The 18,529-nt window shown below is 55.1% G+C and carries 15 protein-coding genes; 8 read left to right on the forward strand and 7 right to left on the reverse strand.

Going from position 1 to position 18,529, the window contains the following annotated elements; translation table 11 throughout:
• Positions 1-78 precede the first annotated feature (78 nt).
• A complete protein-coding gene (locus SD961_RS14640) occupies positions 79-312 on the forward strand; it encodes a hypothetical protein (protein ID WP_318791076.1) in 234 nt (77 codons plus the stop codon).
• A complete protein-coding gene (locus tag SD961_RS14645) occupies positions 281-2,497 on the forward strand; it encodes an EAL domain-containing protein (protein ID WP_318791077.1) in 2,217 nt (738 codons plus the stop codon). Before SD961_RS14640 ends, SD961_RS14645 begins: the two co-directional genes overlap by 32 nt.
• Before the next feature lie 16 nt (positions 2,498-2,513).
• On the opposite strand, the gene tehB is transcribed toward SD961_RS14645, so the two are convergent.
• The 3 genes from tehB to ppk1 are packed head-to-tail and all read right to left on the reverse strand — an operon-like array spanning position 2,514 to position 6,715.
• Positions 2,514-3,119, reverse strand: coding sequence for a tellurite resistance methyltransferase TehB (gene tehB / locus SD961_RS14650; RefSeq protein ID WP_318791078.1), 606 nt, complete (start codon positions 3,117-3,119; stop codon positions 2,514-2,516).
• Positions 3,116-4,648, reverse strand: a complete 1,533-nt coding sequence (gene ppx, locus SD961_RS14655) for an exopolyphosphatase (protein WP_318791079.1) — start codon at positions 4,646-4,648, stop codon at positions 3,116-3,118. Before ppx ends, tehB begins: the two co-directional genes overlap by 4 nt.
• A 6-nt stretch (positions 4,649-4,654) precedes the next feature.
• Positions 4,655-6,715: a polyphosphate kinase 1 gene (ppk1, locus tag SD961_RS14660; protein WP_318791080.1), complete on the reverse strand. Its 2,061-nt coding sequence runs from the start codon at positions 6,713-6,715 to the stop codon at positions 4,655-4,657.
• A gap of 156 nt (positions 6,716-6,871) precedes the next feature.
• Here ppk1 and SD961_RS14665 point away from each other — a divergent pair, with 156 nt between their 5' ends.
• The 3 genes from SD961_RS14665 to pstB are packed head-to-tail and all read left to right on the forward strand — an operon-like array spanning position 6,872 to position 11,436.
• Entirely contained in the window at positions 6,872-9,010 is a 2,139-nt protein-coding gene (locus tag SD961_RS14665; protein WP_318791082.1) for an ABC transporter permease subunit, read from the forward strand.
• Entirely contained in the window at positions 9,007-10,653 is a 1,647-nt protein-coding gene (gene pstA / locus SD961_RS14670; RefSeq protein ID WP_318791083.1) for a phosphate ABC transporter permease PstA, read from the forward strand. Before SD961_RS14665 ends, pstA begins: the two co-directional genes overlap by 4 nt.
• 9 nt (positions 10,654-10,662) lie before the next feature.
• The gene (pstB, locus tag SD961_RS14675; protein ID WP_318791084.1) at positions 10,663-11,436 is read left to right on the forward strand and encodes a phosphate ABC transporter ATP-binding protein PstB; all 774 of its coding nucleotides are present in this window, start codon (positions 10,663-10,665) and stop codon (positions 11,434-11,436) included.
• 85 nt (positions 11,437-11,521) lie between these two features.
• On the opposite strand, the gene purN is transcribed toward pstB, so the two are convergent.
• Positions 11,522-12,160, reverse strand: coding sequence for a phosphoribosylglycinamide formyltransferase (gene purN, locus SD961_RS14680; RefSeq protein WP_318791085.1), 639 nt, complete (start codon positions 12,158-12,160; stop codon positions 11,522-11,524).
• The gene (gene purM, locus SD961_RS14685) at positions 12,157-13,197 is read right to left on the reverse strand and encodes a phosphoribosylformylglycinamidine cyclo-ligase (protein WP_318791086.1); all 1,041 of its coding nucleotides are present in this window, start codon (positions 13,195-13,197) and stop codon (positions 12,157-12,159) included. The genes purN and purM overlap by 4 nt, the downstream gene beginning before the upstream one ends.
• A gap of 243 nt (positions 13,198-13,440) precedes the next feature.
• On the opposite strand from purM, the gene upp reads away from it, so the two are divergent.
• The 3 genes from upp (at position 13,441) to hda (ending at position 16,387) form a co-directional block, all read left to right on the forward strand.
• A complete protein-coding gene (upp, locus tag SD961_RS14690; RefSeq protein ID WP_318791087.1) occupies positions 13,441-14,067 on the forward strand; it encodes a uracil phosphoribosyltransferase in 627 nt (208 codons plus the stop codon).
• A 248-nt stretch (positions 14,068-14,315) separates the two neighbouring features.
• The gene (gene uraA, locus SD961_RS14695) at positions 14,316-15,599 is read left to right on the forward strand and encodes a uracil permease (protein WP_318791088.1); all 1,284 of its coding nucleotides are present in this window, start codon (positions 14,316-14,318) and stop codon (positions 15,597-15,599) included.
• Positions 15,600-15,685: 86 nt separating this feature from the next.
• Positions 15,686-16,387, forward strand: a complete 702-nt coding sequence (gene hda / locus SD961_RS14700) for a DnaA inactivator Hda (RefSeq protein WP_318791146.1) — start codon at positions 15,686-15,688, stop codon at positions 16,385-16,387.
• Between the two features lie 4 nt (positions 16,388-16,391).
• On the opposite strand, the gene arsC is transcribed toward hda, so the two are convergent.
• On the reverse strand, positions 16,392-16,745 hold the full coding sequence (arsC, locus tag SD961_RS14705; protein ID WP_318791089.1) for an arsenate reductase (glutaredoxin): 354 nt from the start codon (positions 16,743-16,745) through the stop codon (positions 16,392-16,394).
• A gap of 13 nt (positions 16,746-16,758) precedes the next feature.
• Positions 16,759-18,219: a M48 family metallopeptidase gene (locus SD961_RS14710; RefSeq protein ID WP_318791090.1), complete on the reverse strand. Its 1,461-nt coding sequence runs from the start codon at positions 18,217-18,219 to the stop codon at positions 16,759-16,761.
• Positions 18,220-18,529: the final 310 nt, after the last annotated feature.

Genomic DNA, 18,529 nt, shown 5'->3' on the forward strand with positions numbered 1-18,529 from the left:
CGTTTCCAGTTAGGCCCGAAGGCGATGATATAATTTAGACACAGCTACAGTATCAGGTCAACGTAATGCGCCCTGCTCATGATGAAATTTTCAACAAAATTTTACCTGCGGGATTTTGAAGGAAAGCTAAACGGCGGCATAACAGGCAGAGTAAAAAAGCTCTGGTTTGATGCAGATCAAAATCCTTCCCTCCAGCGATCCTACTATGACCAAATCACCCCCTTTGCATCAGGAATGCTCTGTTTAAATCATCAGCAAAATAACAGAACTATTGAGCCTAATGAGAACCAGCAGTTGGATCGCCCGTTTTAGTCAGAGTTCGTCAGGATTACCGTTAATTTTACCTCTGCTCCTGATGCCGCTCTCCACCCAACTTTCTGTCCGCCTGGGCATTGAAAGCGGCTATGTCTATCTGATTTATCTTCCGCTGGCGATGCATATCGCTTTTCTGCTGGTATTCGGCTGGCGAGCGATGCCGGGATTACTTTTGGTACTCTCTCTTTACTATTTTCAACGTTACAGCCTGGTGCCTGCAGCCCTGATCGTTTTGGCAAACATAGGCTCGCTGGCGCTGGGGTGGAAAGGCTATAAGCTGCATGCCGGACGGCGATGGAATGCGGATTATGGCGGGACCAGTCTGATGAAGGTGCGCCTTCTGTGGCTGGCTTTTCTGACGCCGTTATTGTTTATCCTCTGTATGCAGGCGGTTGCTTATTCAGGATTTGTCCCTCGTAACGGGACTGTGTTCAGTCCTGAACTGTTTACGCTGCATATTTTATTAAACTTTCAGTCTTTATTGCTTTCCTGCCTGACGATGATTCAGGTCTATTATTTTGCTATCCGCTGCCTGCGTAAGCCCAGGCTGGCTAAAGTGATTTTCCTGCGAATTCGTAAGCAGGCTGCTCCCACCGTGAGCAGAGAAGAGGTACTCTGCTGGTCAGCGCTGGTTGCTTTCCTGCTGGTCATGCTTTTTATGGCTCACAAAAATCAGCAAAATTTACTGGCCAGCGACTACGGTCTGCCATTAATACTGCCATTAATGCTCTGGTCAGCCATGCGTTTTGGCTATCTTTTTACCTCGCTAAGCTGGGCGGTATTACTGGTACTGCTCTATCAACTCCGGGATCGCTTCCTTTCTTACGGCACGGAGCCGTACCATCTCGCCGTGATGTCCGCTAACCTGCTGGTCTTTAGCCTCACTATTTTGCTAATGGCATCCATCAGCACCCGTCAGCGGCAGATGCTGGCTCAGGCGAAACAGACGGCGCTGCGAGATCCGGTCTTTAACCTTCCCAATTTGCGCGCGCTAAGCGCAGATCTGGCAAAGAACCCCCTGAATATCCTCTGCTTTTTCAGCGTGCCCGATCTTGATCGGTTGAGCCGAATCTATGGGCTGCGTCTGCGGATTAACTACAAACGTGGCCTGGCCGCGCACCTGGGGGCGGCGTTGCAGTCAGGGGAGGAGGTCTACCAGCTGCCGGGCTTCGACCTGGTTATCAGGCTGAATTACAGCGGCCATCACGCCCGTATCGAAACGATCACTACCAGCATAAAGGCGTATCACCTGCAATGGGAGGGGCTGCCCATTCATCCTGAAATTGGATTCAGTTACTGCAGCGTCCGGCGTCCGGTCACGCACCTCTATGAACTGCTGGGTGAGATGAGCGCTATGGCGGAACAGTCGCTGAAAACCGGTATGGCTGAGAATTTGTTGCAGAATAACAGCCTGCCTGTACAGCGCCGCGTGGCCGAAAAAGTGGCTTTGCTGAATGAGATCAAAACCACGCTAAGCCAGCAGGGCTATCCGCTGTGGGTGCAGCGCGTCAAAGGGATCAGGGGTGATGATTTCTACGCTATCACCCTGCGAATGCACGATCGGGCGGGGAAGACAATATTGCCAGCTCAGTTGGAAGAATTTGGCTTAACCTGGGATGTGGACCGCTGGATGATCGAGCAGTCGCTCGCTTTTATTGATCGTTACCGTCGGGCGTTGCCGGGCAGCCGGTTCGCCATCCCGCTCTTTATCTCCACTCTTTGTCGGCCCCGACTGGCAAAAGAGATTGCGCATTATCTGGATGCATACCGGCTGGAACCCTGGCAACTGATTGTTCAGGTGCCGGACTCTCCGTTGCTCAGCCACGCCAGTTGGGGATGCAGCGCAATTGCGCAGCTTCGCCTGTTGGGTTGTGCGGTGGCGATTACAGAATTTGGCAGCAAATTTGCCAGTTATGCCAGCTTACCGGAGCTGGAGGGGGATTTGCTGAAGATTGATGCCCGTTTTGTAGAGAATATGCTGCAAAGCAGCCTGGATTATCAGGTGATTCAGGCTCTCTGCGTATTAGCCAAATCCAGGAAAATGCAGGTGATAGCAGGGGGAGTAAGTTCACAGGAAGTGGAGGAAGAACTGCGTCGGCTGGGCGTGGACTATCTGCAGGGAGAAAGTATCGGCGGAGAGCGGTCTTTAAGGGAATTGATTGGGGTAACACGGGCGATTTGATTTCGCCCGTGCCGCTTTACTCTTTGATCATCTCTTTTTGCGCCAGCAGCGTGGCAAAGCGCAGGGGAATACGGTTGCCATGCTCATCGGTGCGGTGAAGCTGACCAACATGCTCGTTATATTTAACGATGTGCCACTTACGGTAGTAATCGCTAAGCTCGCCTGACTTAAACGCAAACGGGAAGCCCTGGTCGCAGGGATAATCTTCAGTATCCATTGCGGCCACAATCAGGTTATAGCCACCCTTAACCGTGCTGGCCTGCATATCTGCTATCAGCTGAGGGATAGTCTCAGGCTGCAGGAACATCATTACCACGGTAGAGAAGACAAAATCCCAGGCGCCATTGAAGCGCCAGTTATTCAGATCTTTCTGCGCGGTGACAATCCCCTGCAGGTTCTCCTCGGCAATAATCTGGTTCAGACGTGACAGGCTGGCCGGATTGTTATCCCAGCCGGTCACCTCAAAACCCTTCAGGTTAAGCCAGAGGGCATTCCTGCCGTTGCCACATCCCACATCTAAAGCGCGGCCACGGGGAATACGCTCCAGCGCTTCCAGCACCTCAGAATGGGTAGGGGAAAGCTGATATTTCTCGGTGTAGTAGTTATCGGGGCGAAGGATCATGATGCTGTCTCCTCCTGAATCATCAGCTGCCAGCCCGTAACATCTTTCCAGTAACTCTGTTCGCGCTCCAGATCGAGTTGCACCAGGTTGTTCTGGCTGAAGTAATCTGCCGGGAAGGTTAACGTCCAGTGGCCGTCATTGGTCTCCAGCTTCAGCAATTCTGGGGTGGAGGTAGCCTGGCGCTGATTGTTAAGCAGGGCACCCAGGCGCAGTAAAAACACCAGCGGCAGGAACTGTTTTTTCTTGAACAGCGTCAGCCGCGGCATCTCATCCACTTTTACCGCCTTGCGGTGGAAGCGAACCAGCGTTGCCAGCAAGGTTTGCTGATCCTGATTGAAGCCCGGCATATTGGTGTTTTGCAGAATATAGGATGAGTGACGCTGCATCCCGCTGTGGTTGATGGTTAGCCCCACCTCGTGCAGCATCGCCGCCCATTTAAGCAGAGCTGAAAGCTGCGGATTAGCCAGCTTGGAATTCTGATCGCGCCACTGCAGATAGAGCTTCTCGGTAGTTTCCAGCACCCGCTTTGCCTGATCGCTGTCAATAGCGTAGTGGTTTGCCAGACTCTGCGCCGTTCTGCTGCGGATATCCTGATGGCGAAAACGGCCTTCCATCTCATACAGCACGCCTTCACGCAGCGCACCGTCAGAAAGCCGCAGCTCGCGGATAGCCAGCGCATCAAAAACGCCACAAAGAATGGCCAGGCCGGGAACAAAGACCGCTTTACGCTCTTCAGAAAGGCCTGGCAGACTCAGCGCCTCAAAGGATTTATGTTTGATCACCTCGTCATAGAGCATCTCCAGCCGCTCCGGCGTGATGATTTTCTCTTTTTCACCCATCGCCAGCAGCACTTCGCAAGCTGCTTTGATGCTGCCAGAAGCGCCAAGCGCATACTGCCAGCCCGTCAGGCGGTACTGCCAGGCCATGGTTTCAAGCTTCTGTGCGGCGGCAAGGCGGGCGCGGCGGAAGTTCTCTTTGCTGATCACCCCGCCTGGGAAATAGAGATTGGCAAAACTGACGCAGCCCATACGGCGGCTCTCAACCAGCTTTGGCTCGAAATCTTCGCCTATCACCATCTCAGTAGAGCCGCCACCGATATCGATAACCAGCTTGCGGCCTTTCTCCGGCTGCGTGTGCTCAACGCCCATAAAAATCAGACGGGCCTCTTCATTGCCGGAGATCACTTCAATCGGATAGGGAATGACATCCGCTGCCCGCCGCAAAAAGTCTTCAGCATTGACCGCTTCACGCAGGGTATGCGTACCCACAATAGTCACGTTAGCAGGGCTGAAGCCCTGCAGGCGTTCTGCAAACAGAGCAAGGCAGGTCAACCCGCGCTGGATAGCGGCTTCACTCAGCACATTGTTATGATCCAGCCCGTCGGCGAGTTGGACGCGCTGCTTCAACCTGCCGAGCACCTGCATGGCGCCATCTACCACGCGGGCAATCACCATGTGAAAACTGTTTGAGCCCAGGTCGATGGCGGCAAATTCCTGCGGTTTAGGCGTATTTTTCTGGGATATTGGCATAGTGAGTTAGTCAGGTTGTTCCAGAGATTTAATGTAATCGTAGATAGCAAGCTGGGCGCGTACCTTACGGCGATTGCCGCGTGGAACATACCGGTTACTGAGTTCTTTATCTACGAAGCGCGCCTTAAGCGTATCACTCAACAGTATGCCAATAATATCCAGCACACGCTGTTTCAGAATAGGGTCAAGAATGGCGACGGCGACTTCAATACGGTAATCGATATTGCGGGTCATCCAGTCAGCGGAGGAGAGATAGACTTTTTTATCCCCGCCGTTATCAAAAATGTAGACGCGATCGTGCTCCAGATAGCGATCCACAATACTGATCACGCGTATGTTTTCGCTAATGCCTTCCAGATTTGGTATCAACGAGCACATGCCGCGGATCAGCAGGTTCACCTTCACGCCGACGCTGGAAGCGGTATAAAGCCGGTCCACCAGGCCTTTATCTACCAGGTTATTCACCTTGAGCGTAATGCCCGCTGGCGTCCCTTGCTGGGCATTGGCAATTTCGTTGTCAATCAGCTGGTAGAGCATCTGCCGGGAGTTCTGCGGCGAGACCATCAGATGTTCAAACGTCACCGGGCGATAGGGGTTTTCAATAAAGTTAAACACCCGGCGTACCTCGTTGGTGATCCGTGCATCAGCGGTTAACAGCGAATAATCGGTATAGATGCGGGCCGTTTTTTCGTTGAAATTGCCGGTGCCAATATGCGCATAGCGGGCTATCTCACCGTTTTCACGGCGGGAGATCAAAAACAGTTTGGCGTGAATTTTCAGGCCAGGAGCAGAGAAAATTACGTGCACACCCGCTTCCGTCAGCCGCTTCGCCCAGTGAATATTGGCTTCTTCATCAAAGCGCGCCTGAAGCTCCACCACCACGGTAACCTTCTTGCCGTTGTAAGCCGCGTGGATCATCGCATCAATAATGCGTGAGTTCTTGGCTACCCGGTAAATATTGATTTTGATAGCCAGCACGGCAGGGTCAAAGGAAGCCTGGCGCAGCAGCTCCAGCACATGCTCGAAAGTGTGGTAGGGATAGTAAAGCAGTACATCGCGGTTACGGATGGCGTCGAAGCCGTTCCGGAAGCGGTCAAACCAGATGTGTCGCAGCTGAGGCAGCGGCTTGTTCACCAGGTTTGCTTTGCCAACGTTTGGGAAAGTGATGAAATCTTTAAAGTTATGATAACGACCGCCCGGCACGATAGAGTCGTAGTTGGTGATGTTCAGCTTTTTGCTCAGCATCTCCACCATCGTATCCGGCATATCGCGTTGATAAACAAAACGCACCGGCTCAGCGGTTAAACGCTGCTTGAGGCTGGAGGACATTAATTCCAGCAGGCTGGACTCCATCTCGGTGACCAGGTCATATTCCGCATCGCGCGTCATTTTCATCGAATAGGCATTGAGCGCATCGTAGTCGAAGAAACCGCGGAAAATATCGCCGAGACAGTAGCGCAGGATGTTATCCAGCAAAATCATTGGTTTGCGGCGGCGAGGCGTCTCCGGCGGCAGATTCACAAAGCGGGGCACCTTGTCGGAGGGAATCTCCAGCAGGGCATAGCTGATCTCCTCGCCGCGGATAATTTCTACTGCCAGGTAGGTGTAATCATCCTTGAGAAATTCGATCAGATCGGTATCGTGATTCACCAGAATGGGCGTAATGTGCTGACGCAGATGGTGTTTAAAGTAGTGGCGCAACCAGCTTTGCTGATTGGGCGAGAGCTGGCGTTCATTGATCAGGAAGATCTGGTTGCGCGCCATCTCCAGCAACAGATCGTTATAAAGGCTGTCAAATTCCTGATCCGCTTTCAGAACGCGGGCCTGAATTTTTTTTAACAGATGGCGCGGGGTAGAGGGAGAACCTTGCTCTTCGCCAATCAAAATGCGGCGTTTCAGGTCGGCAAAGCGAACCTTATAGAACTCTTCAAGGTTATTGGAATAGATACCCAGAAAACGCATACGCTCAATGAGGGGATTGGTCTTATCCGCCGCTTCCTGAAGCACGCGTTCGTTAAAGGATAACCAACTCAACTCTTTTTCTATATACAGCTTTTCCTGACCCATTTTTACTCCGTCTGCAGATCCTGTTTTGATCGGCCATTGTCTGCTTTCATTATGGCGAGAGTATGGCAGCAAAGTCCAACGGACATTGTTGATTGTCTTATTAATCTTATAAGGGCAACATAGCGACTTCTACGCGCACTGGAAAGCCCTTAACGCATGAGTTCGACCCCTATTCCTGCCCAGTTCAACGGCCGCCGCCGTCGGTTTATCGACCGGCTGACTCGCCGCGTCGTAAGGATTTGTGGGCTGGCTATTCTGTTGGTGATGTTTTTACTCTTCGTCTGGCTGCTGTGGGTCGTTGTGCCGCTGTTTGCCGCGCCCTCACTGAGCGACGAACAGCAGATTGCGCTGCCGCCTTCTCCACCTTCTGTGGCAATGGGAATGGATGCGGGGCAGCGGTGGGGCTGGCGTATTGATAAGCAAGGGCAGGGCTTTTTTATTCCTCTGAGCAGTCAGGCCGCCTCCGCACCTTATCCTCTGAGCCGTGGCACTGTTTCAGCTGTCTCTACCCCTGATGATCACAGCATTTTATTACAGAGTGAAAGCGGGCTGGTGCTGGTGCAGCCTCAGTTCAGCACGGTGACCAACGAACCGCTCTGGCGATTTCCCTTAGGCGACAAACCGCTGGCAGGCAGCGATCCTGATGCCACCCTCATCACGCTGGCCCAGCCGGACGAGCAGAGCTGGCTGGTGGCTCAGGCCAGCGCACAGCAGATCACCCTGATCAAATACCAGATTAATACCGCAGCTGAGATCTTTACGGTAAACACGCCTGGCGTGACGCAACTGCTGCTTTCGCCCGATGGGCAACGCTTATTCACCGTTTCAGGCACCATTTTACGCGTCTGGAAAATAACGCCGCAAGGCCTGGAGCTGCGCGATACGCATACGCTGAATAGCGTGCCCGCGCGCATTGCCCTGATGAGCGGAGGAAGCTCACTGCTGATAGCAGATAACCGTGGCATCTCACAGTGGTTCGATATCGCCGGCGAATCCGGGCCGCAGTTGCAGTACATCCGCCAGTTTGCCAGGGCTGAAGAGGAGAATGTGCTGATGACTGAAGCACATCGCCGCGTCTTTGCCACGCTAAGCCCGGCTGGTGCACTCAGGCTCTATGCCAGCAAACAGCAGGGCGCCATCTTATCCACTCAGCTTCACGGCGGGGCCGGACTCGCTACCTTTGCCCCACGCGGCGATGGTTTGCTGCTGGAGCATAAAGGCGTCTGGAGACACTACCGGCTTACCAATCCCTGGCCAGATATCAGCTGGCGGAACCTCTGGCAGAAAGTCTGGTATGAGCACTATCCTACTGCGGATTATGTCTGGCAATCCACCTCTGCTAACGATGAATATCAGGGCAAATACAGTCTTGTGCCCATGGTAGTGGGTACCCTGAAAGCCGCAGGTCTGGCGATGCTGTTTGCCACGCCGCTGGCGCTGGCGGCGGCGATGTACACCGCGTGGTTTATGGCGCCTGGCCTCCGGCGCTGGGTCAAACCGGCAATAGAGATGATGGGGGCTTTACCCAGCGTGGTGATCGGTCTGATTGCCGGGCTGTGGCTGGCTCCCCAGCTGGCTGACAGATTGCTGGGCGTGCTGCTGCTACCGCTGCTGCTGGCTGGCGTTCTGCTGCTCTGCAGCTGGGGATCACAGCGATTATCGCCCGCATGGCGTCGCCGTCTTTGCAGGGAAGGCCGGGAAATCTGGGTCCTGTTACCGCTGATGATGCTGACGGGCGTACTCTGCCTGTGGCTGATCCCTTTGCTTGAGCAGCAGCTGTTTGAAAATGGCCTGGCGGAACGCTTCAGCCAGAACTACCAGCAGCGCAATTTATTGATTGCAGGCGTCGCTATGGGCTTTGCGCTGGTGCCGCTGATTTTCACGCTGGCGGAAGATGCTATCTTCAGCGTGCCTGCCTCGCTGGGACAGGGGTCGCTGGCGCTGGGTGCCACGCCGTGGCAAACCCTGATCCGCGTGGTGGTTCCGGGAGCTTCATCCGGCATTTTTGCCGCGTTGATGATCGGCTTTGGCCGGGCGCTGGGAGAAACAATGATCGTGCTGATGGCAACAGGAAACACGCCGGTGACGGAAGGCGGCGTGTTGCAGGGGGTACGCACTCTGGCTGCCAACGTAGCCATTGAGATGCCGGAAGCGGCCGCAGGCAGCGCACATTACCGCATCCTGTTCTTAAGCGCCCTGGTGCTGCTGATCTTTACGCTGATTGTGAATACCCTGGCAGAGCTTATTCGTCAGCGGCTGCGTCAGCAATATGGGCAACAGGAGGGGCAGCCATGAGCGCCGTGACAAACAACCACCGCTGGCGCTGGTTAACGGGCGGGGCGGTCGCGGTGAGCCTGCTGGCCTTTGTTTTGCTGATTGCGCTGCTGGCCTGGCAGGGCTTTCGCTATTTCTGGCCTCAGACAGTGACGCTCTATACTGTGCAGCAAACCGTCGGCACCTCACAGATGCTGGGCGAAATTGTTCAAAAAGAGAGGGTATCCCGCCAACAGCTTCAGGCCAGTGGCCGGGTGCTGCCGGCAGGTTTACCGCAAGAACTGACGCGCTACCTGATCAAAACCGGAAATCGCGATTTTGCCGCCACCGATTTCCAGAGCCTGCTGAGTTATCAGATTGTGGCTCAGGAACAGCCAACCGGGGTGATTGCGCTTCAGCGGCGATCGGGCGGAATGGCGTATGGCTGGTTTGACGGGCTGCTGGAGAACGGGCAGCCGCTGGTCGCCCGCAATATGATGCGCGCCCTGCAGCTGCGCATCAAACAGTCTCAGCAGCATCTGTCGCAGGCGGAGAAGATCCGCCGTATCAGCATGGCCAGGCTTAATAATGAACTGAATCAGCTGGCGCAGCGTCAGCACCGGCTCCAGCAGGAAAATCAGTACACTGCCCAGGCGCAGTCGATCCATCAGGCGGACAGCACAGAGCTGCAGCGTCAGTTCGCGCTGAAAGCGCGGCAGCTTAACGATCTCACCAGCGAAAGCAGCAGTACGGTCCTGATCCTGCGCGATGCGCAGGGCCAGCAACACTTTATTCCTCTTAATCAGATTTTATCGGCCTGGTACCCCAACGCGATGAGCTATGGCGAGAAGGGGCTGCACTTTGCCTGGCAGATATGGCACTTCATCAGCGGCACATCGGGTGAAAGCGTGGGCGAGGGCGGTGTTTTTCCGGCTATATTTGGCACGGTGCTGATGGTGCTGCTGATGTCCGTGGTGGTCATGCCGCTAGGCGTCGTTGCGGCTATCTGGCTGCATGAGTATGCCGGAAACGGGCTGATGACCCGGCTGGTACGGATTGCCGTAGTGAATCTGGCTGGCGTGCCCTCTATTGTGTATGGCGTCTTTGGCCTGGGCTTCTTTGTCTGGCTGGCAGGCGGAAGCCTGGACAGGCTCTTTTTCGCGGATGCTCTGCCCAACCCGACGTTCGGTACGCCCGGCCTGCTGTGGGCCTCACTGACGTTAGCACTACTGACACTGCCGGTGGTGATTGTGGCGACCGAAGAGGGGCTGTCGCGCATTCCCAACTCCTTACGCCAGGGTTCGCTGGCGCTGGGGGCCACGCAGGCGGAAACGTTGTGGCACGTCACGCTGCCGCTGGCGGTTCCGGCGATGCTGACCGGGCTTATCCTGGCGGTGGCGCGTGCAGCGGGGGAAACGGCGCCGCTGATGCTGGTGGGCGTGGTGAAGATGGTGCCCGAGCTGCCTGTGGATGCGGTCTTTCCCTATCTGCACCTTGACCGCAAATTTATGCATCTTGGCTTTCAAATTTATGACCTGGCGTTTCAGAGCCCTAACGCGCAGGCAGACAGGCCGCTGGTATTCGCTACCGCGCTGCTGCTGGTGACAATTATTCTGGCGCTGAATGTGCTGGCGATGGCGTTGCGCCATCGTCTGCGTGAACGTTATCGCGCATTAATGAACTGAGTGAGAAATATGGCGATCCCTGAAGAGCTGGCGTGCACGCTGGAGCTGGAGAATTTTTCCCTGTGGTATGGCGAAAAGCAGGCGTTAAAAAGCATCTCGCAGCGCTTCCCAGAAAACCGGATTACCGCACTGATTGGCCCTTCAGGCTGCGGTAAGTCGACGTTATTACGCAGCCTGAACCGGATGAACGAGCTGATTGATGGCTGCCGGACGGAAGGGGATATTCGTCTGCATCAGCAGTCGATTATGTCTGCAACTCAGGATCTGGCCGCGCTACGCAGAAGGGTGGGGATGGTGTTTCAGCGTCCGAATCCGTTTCCGAAAACTATTTACGAAAACGTGGTCTATGGCCTGCGATTGCAGGGCGTGCGCGACCGGCGGGTACTGGATGAGGCGGTAGAGCGGGCCTTACGCGCTGCGGCGTTATGGGCCGAAGTGAAAGATAATCTCTGGCAGAACGCCCTGACGCTCTCCAGCGGGCAGCAGCAGCGGCTGGTGATTGCGCGAGCTATTGCGATCGAACCTGAAATTTTGCTGCTGGATGAACCAACGTCGGCGCTGGACCCCATCTCCACGCTGGTGATAGAGGAACTGATGAGCACGCTTAAGCAGCACTTCACGCTGATCCTTGTCACCCATAATATGCAGCAGGCGGCGCGGGTATCCGATTTCACTGCCTTTATGCATCAGGGCAGCGTGGTGGAGTTTGGCGAGACGGACGAACTCTTTACTACGCCGCGCCAGCGCCGTACCGAAGATTACATTACCGGGCGCTACGGCTGATAAAACGCCAGCCGCATAAAACAAAACACCCGATGAAGTTCACCGGGTGTTGGTTTGATCATAATCGGCGGATCGGCCTCAGCGGTCAGTCGAAGGCGTGCCCCTCTTCAGGCAGCTTTTCGCCATCCAGCCAGGCCGCGTTGTCCCGCATCTCCACTCTGCCATCCACAAACCAGCTTACTACCAGCGGGTAGATAGCGTGCTCCTGATGCTGCACGCGCGCGGTCACATCCTCTTCGCTGTCTTCCGCAAAGACCGGAACTTTTGCCTGCAGGATCACCGGGCCGCCATCCAGCTGCTCGGTCACAAAATGCACCGAGGTGCCGTGCTCTTCATCGCCATTTTCCATAGCCTGGCGATGGGTGTGCAGGCCGGGATATTTCGGCAGCAGGGAAGGGTGGATGTTAAGCATGCGTCCGGCATAGTGCTGCACGAAAGCCGGGCTGAGAATACGCATATAACCAGCCAGCACCACCAGATCGGGCGCATAAGCATCAATCTCCAGCATCAGCTGGTTGTCGAACGCCTCGCGGTCCGCAAACTGGGAAGCGGCCAGCGCATGGGCAGGCACGCCCGCTTCACGCGCTCGCGTCAGGCCAAACGCCTCTGATTTATTGCTGAACACGGCAGCGACGCTGCCGTGGATCTGGCCCTGCTCACACGCATTCAGGATTGCCTGAAGGTTGCTTCCCTGCCCGGAAATCAACACCACCAGCCGTTTCATGCGTTAATGACCACACGCTCATCAGAATCAGACGCTTTGATCACGCCAATTTTCCAGGCTTTTTCGCCCGCGTCGGTCATCAGCTGAACCGCTTTGTCCGCTTCCTCTGCACTGAGGGCGATCAGCATGCCCACGCCACAGTTAAAGGTGCGATACATCTCGTGACGGCTGACGTTGCCCGCTTCCTGCATCCAGCCAAATACCGCAGGCCACTGCCAGCTTGACTCTTCGATCACCGCCTGGGTGTTGTCTGGCAGGACGCGAGGGATATTTTCCCAGAAGCCGCCGCCGGTCAGGTGACAGATGGCATGCACCTCTACCTGTTCAATCAGGCTCAGCAGGTTTTTAACATAGATACGGGTTGGCTCCAGCAGGTGGTCAGCCAGCGTTTTGCCTTCCAGCTGAGTCGCTTCCGGGTCGGTTTTACTGACTTCCAGAATTTTACGCACCAGCGAATAACCGTTAGAGTGCGGGCCGCTGGAACCCAGCGCAATCAGCACGTCGCCATCCTGCACCTTGCTGCCGTCGATGATTTCTGACTTTTCTACTACGCCAACGCAGAAGCCTGCGACGTCATAATCTTCGCCATGATACATGCCCGGCATTTCAGCCGTTTCGCCACCTACCAGCGCACAGCCAGACTGTGAACAGCCTTCAGCGATGCCGGTGATCACGCTGGCTGCGGTCTCCACATCCAGTTTGCCGGTGGCATAATAATCCAGGAAGAACAGCGGCTCGGCGCCCTGTACCACCAAATCGTTCACGCACATCGCGACCAGGTCGATACCGATGGTATCGTGGCGTTTAAGGTCCATCGCCAGACGCAGCTTGGTGCCAACGCCGTCAGTGCCGGAAACCAGAACCGGCTCGCGGTATTTTTGCGGCAGCGCACAAAGGGCACCGAAACCGCCCAGTCCACCCATTACTTCCGGGCGACGAGTCTTTTTCACTACGCCTTTAATACGATCGACTAAAGCATTACCCGCGTCGATGTCTACGCCGGCGTCTTTATAGCTGAGAGAGGTTTTGTCGGTCACTGCGGATCCCCACGCGGTTTGCGGTTGGTGGTATGGAAAATAAAGCGCGGCAATTCTAACAGCGCAGGCAAACGTTTGCGAGTGCCATCTTATGACGCGTTGCGGATAACTGAATTTTAGCCAATTCTTTAGGGGGGAGAGGAGGAATTAACAGAAGTTGCACTAAGTCATATGGCGTCAGGCGTAAATGGCGCTATAATCTCGCGATTTTTTTTTGCAGCTTAACACTCCGGGAGTACAACAATGAAGATCGTGGAAGTCAAACACCCGCTGGTCAAACATAAACTGGGCCTGATGCGTGAACATGACGTAAGCACCAAGCGTTTTCGTGAACTCGCCTCAGAAGTGGGAAGTCTGCTGACTTATGAAGCCACCTCCGACCTGGCAACCGAAACGGTGACCATTGAAGGCTGGAACGGTCCGGTAGAGATTGAGCAGATCAAAGGCAAGAAAATTACCGTGGTGCCGATCCTGCGTGCCGGGCTTGGCATGATGGAAGGCGTGCTGGAGCACGTTCCCAGCGCCCGCATCAGCGTAGTGGGCGTTTACCGTGATGAAGAGACGCTGGAGCCGGTGCCCTACTTCCAGAAGCTGGTGTCAAACATTGAAGAGCGTATGGCGCTGGTGGTTGATCCGATGCTGGCTACCGGCGGCTCAATGATCGCCACTATCGACCTGCTGAAGAAGGCGGGCTGCACCAGCATCAAAGTGCTGGTGCTGGTCGCCGCACCGGAAGGGATTGCCGCGCTGGAAAAAGCGCACCCGGACGTTGAGCTTTACACCGCGTCAGTTGATCAGGGACTGAATGAGAAGGGGTATATCATCCCCGGTCTGGGCGACGCAGGCGATAAGATCTTCGGAACCAAATGAGAATGATCCAGCCTGGCTTACTTGCCATTTTGAACCTCTGCAAGAGGGGCCACAGGGTGAGCAACGCGAATAATCCTCACGTACTTTGTGTACGCTGCAGTTCCTGTGCGCGGGCTGGGTCCAAACTTACTTCGACGATAACGGCTGGGCTGAAACATCTGATCTGCCTTAACGGGTTACAGATGAATTATTAAGTATCAAGCCGACCGCAGAGTCGGCTTTTTATTGGGGTAAACTAAGGGTAAACTATGACTCGTCGTGCAATTGGCGTCAGCGAGCGTCCGCCGCTGCTGCAAACTATTCCGCTCAGCTTCCAGCATCTGTTCGCCATGTTTGGCGCCACGGTACTGGTGCCGATTCTGTTTCACATCAACCCGGCCACGGTGTTGCTGTTTAACGGGCTGGGCACGCTGCTCTACCTCTTTATCTGTAAGGGAAAAATTCCCGCCTATCTCGGTTCCAGTTTTGCCTTTATCTCGCCAGTATTACTGCTGCTCCCGCTGGGCTATGAAGTGGCGCTGGGCGGATTTATTCTTTGTGGCGTGCTGTTCTGCCTGGTGGCGCTGATTGTTAAAAAGGCGGGAACGGGCTGGCTGGACGTAATGTTCCCTCCTGCCGCGATGGGCGCAATTGTAGCGGTGATTGGCCTGGAGCTGGCGGGCGTGGCGGCAAACATGGCGGGGCTGCTGCCTGCTAACGGCGCTGCCGTAGAGAGCAGAACCATCATTATTTCGATGGTCACCCTTGCTGTTACGGTATTTGGTTCCGTACTGTTCCGCGGCTTTATGGCGATTATCCCGATTCTGATCGGCGTGCTGGTGGGCTATGCGCTCTCTTCGGCAATGGGCATTGTGAACTGGTCTGCGGTAGAGGCTGCACCCTGGTTTGCGCTGCCAACCTTCTATAAACCCCGTTTCGAATGGGTGGCAATGCTGACTATTCTGCCGGCAGCGCTGGTGGTGATTGCGGAGCACATCGGGCATCTGGTGGTCACCGCCAACATCGTGAAAAAAGATCTGCTGAAAGATCCTGGCCTGCACCGTTCGATGTTTGCTAATGGCATCTCAACCGTGTTCTCCGGCTTCTTCGGCTCCACGCCTAATACCACCTACGGCGAAAACATCGGGGTGATGGCAATTACCCGCGTCTACAGTACCTGGGTGATTGGCGGTGCGGCTATCCTCGCCATCCTGCTCTCCTGCGTGGGTAAGCTGGCGGCAGCCATTCAGGCTATTCCGGTGCCGGTAATGGGCGGCGTGTCGCTGCTGCTGTACGGTGTGATTGGCGCTTCCGGTATCCGCGTGTTGATCGAGTCAAAAGTGGATTATAACAAGGCGCAGAACCTGATCCTCACCTCGGTGATCCTGATTATTGGCGTCAGCGGCGCTACCGTACATATTGGTGCGGCCGAGCTGAAAGGGATGGCGCTGGCGACCATTGTCGGCGTTCTGCTGAGCCTGATCTTTAAGCTCATCAGCCTGGTGCGTCCGGAAGAAGTGGTGCTTGATCCTGAAGATCGGGATCGTCCATAAAGCGGCAGATCCGGCCTGCGTTTATTAACGGAAGAAACTTGTGATAAACTCCAGCCGGATTTTGCCCGATCACTACTGAGGTGCTTCTGAACACACCGGCACAGCTCTCTTTGCCACTCTATCTGCCCGATGATGAAACCTTTGCCAGTTTCTGGCCGGGAGAGAATCCCTCGCTGATCGCCGCACTGCAAAGCGCGTTGCAGCAGGAGCATGGCAGCTACTTCTATTTCTGGTCGCGTGAAGGGAGCGGTCGCAGCCATTTACTGCATGCAGCCTGTGCAGAGCTTTCCGCCCGTGGCGAAGCCGTGGGCTATGTTCCGCTGGATAAGCGTACCTGGTTCGTGCCGGAAGTGCTGGACGGAATGGAGCAGCTGCCGCTGATCTGCATCGACAATATCGAATGTATTGCCGGGGATGAACCCTGGGAAATGGCGATTTTCGACCTCTATAACCGTATTCTCGAAACGGGCAGAACTCGTTTACTGATCACGGCCGATCGTCCTCCGCGACAACTGAACCTTAAGTTAGCCGATCTCGCTTCCCGTCTCGACTGGGGACAGATATACCGGCTTCAGCCGTTATCTGATGAAGACAAGCTGCAGGCGCTGCAGCTGCGGGCCAGATTACGTGGATTTGAGCTACCGGAAGATGTGGGCCGTTTTCTGCTGAAAAGGTTGGATCGTGAGATGCGTACGCTGTTTGTGACGCTGGATAAACTGGATCGCGCCTCTATCAGTGCCCAGCGTAAGCTGACCATTCCGTTTGTGAAGGAGGCGCTGGGTCTCTGACTTTTTACAGGATCGTCAGAACCTGCTTAGGCGGGCGGCCTAAACGCGCTTTACCCTTATTGATCACAATCGGCCGCTCAATCAGTATTGGATTTTCCGCCATCGCCTGCAGCAGCTGCGCCTCGCTCAACGTTTGATCTCCGAGCGCCAGCGTTTTATAAATCTCCTCTTTCTTCCTCATCAGCTCCCGTGCCGAGCTGAAGCCGAGCATCGCCACCAGCGTCTGCAGCGTTGCCACATCCGGGGAAGATGCCAGATAAAGAATAATCTGTGGCTCAACGCCCTTTTCCTGGAGCAGCGACAGCGTTTCCCGACTTTTGGCACAGCGGGGATTATGATAAATCTGCACTTCAGACATGTTTTCTACCCAATTATGATTTCTGATATTTGCGGAAACGTTCCTGTAGCTGGCGGAACTGATCGATGCGTGCATCGTAACGGGCCTGCTTCAGGCTGCCTAACGGCACGGCGGAGCTGGCGCTGCTCAGGCTTCTGATCGCCTGATCAAGCTGACCGTTGAGGGCCAGACTTTCCGCACGGGCCGCCTGCTCTTCATCGCTCAGCCCCTGATCTGCACTGGCCTGGGCCAGCAGATCCCAGCCGTTAGGGTCCTCTTTATGCGCCCAGGTGTAACGATAGAGAATTTTGCTGGCGCTGGCGGGCTGCTTCGCTTCCACATAAGCATTAGCAAGGTTCAGCTGCACCACCGGGCTGCTGCTCGCCCCTTTTGCCGCCAGCAGCATGGCGACAGCCTGCTGCGGCTGTTTAAGCCCGATGTCGATGTCGGTCATGATATCGAGATACCAGGCGTTTGAAGGCTCTTTAGCCAGCATCGGCGCCACAATCTTTTTCGCATTGGCAAAGCTTTTAGCCTGCAGAAACTGTACCGCTTTTCCATACTGCGCCGCCGCCTGTTCGCGGGTATTGCCTTTGCTCAGCGTAGCCAGAATGTCATCGGTCAGCTGATTCTGTCCGGTGGCATACATCCCCAGCGCCCGCACTTTCGCCATGTAGTAGTCCTGAGATGACTGTACCACCACAGGCTTCATCTGATTGGCGCGGTTGCGCGCATCCGACAGACGGCTGTCTGGCAGCGGGTGCGTCAACAAAATTTCTGGCGGTTTTGAAGAGAAGCGCGACTGATCGGCCAGCTTTTGCAGAAAGTTGGGCATCGCCTCAGGGTCGAAACCTGCGCGCTGAAGCACCTGAATGCCGATGCGGTCTGCTTCCTGTTCATTCTGCTGGGTAAAGCTGATGATGCCCTGCTGAGTGCCTGCCAGCGTTCCGCTCAACGCCGCCATACCCGCCTGAGGGTTAGCCATCGCCAGTAAAATAGAGCCGAGCGCGCCCACCCAGGTTAAGGGGGCGTTACGCTGCTGCTCTTCCATCGCGCGCGCAAGGTGACGTTGGGTTACGTGTGAGATTTCATGGGCCATAACCGAGGCGAGCTGGCTCTCATTATCGGTATAGCGAAACAGGGCAGAGTGCAGCACCACGTTGCCACCAAAAAAGGCGAAGGCGTTGATCTCATCATTACTTATCAGATAGAAGTGGAAGGGAGTTTTCACCGACCAGGCATGCGTTACCAGCCGCTGCCCGAGCTGATTAATGTAATCATTCAGCAGAGGGTCATTGATCAGCGGAGCGCTGGCCCGCAGCTGGCGGACATAAAAGTCGCCCATTGCCAGCTCCTGATTGATAGAAAGCGTGTTCCCTGCGGTAGTGCCAATATCGGGCAGGTTATCGCTGAGGTCCGCCCTGAGCGGCAGGGAAGCGGTGGTCAGCGTAACAATGAGCGAGGCCAGCGCACATTTCTTCAATCGGTTAATCATGCTGAATCCCATTCTGATGACGTCCTGTTTTGACCCACGGGCAAACAAAATGTTCTGTCTGCACCTGCTGAACAACTCTTTTCGCAGGGTATCTTAATCACAAGTTACAGGGAAGGAAACGCTGTTCAGGGGGAATACTGAGTCAGTTTCTGCAAAACCGGAGAATATGCCGCAAAAAATTGAATGTCCTTTACCCGCCACAAAATTAGCGGTTTTTTCTTAACGGCTGGAAGAACCTTAACGAAGCGCTGAAAAAAGGGTATTCCCTGCGCCATCCCCTGTTTTGTGCCCGTTGCTTTGTGCCCTGACA

Origin of the sequence: Erwinia sp. MMLR14_017 (genome assembly GCF_033657285.1) — a bacterium.
In the GTDB taxonomy this organism is placed as follows: Bacteria; Pseudomonadota; Gammaproteobacteria; order Enterobacterales; family Enterobacteriaceae; genus Erwinia.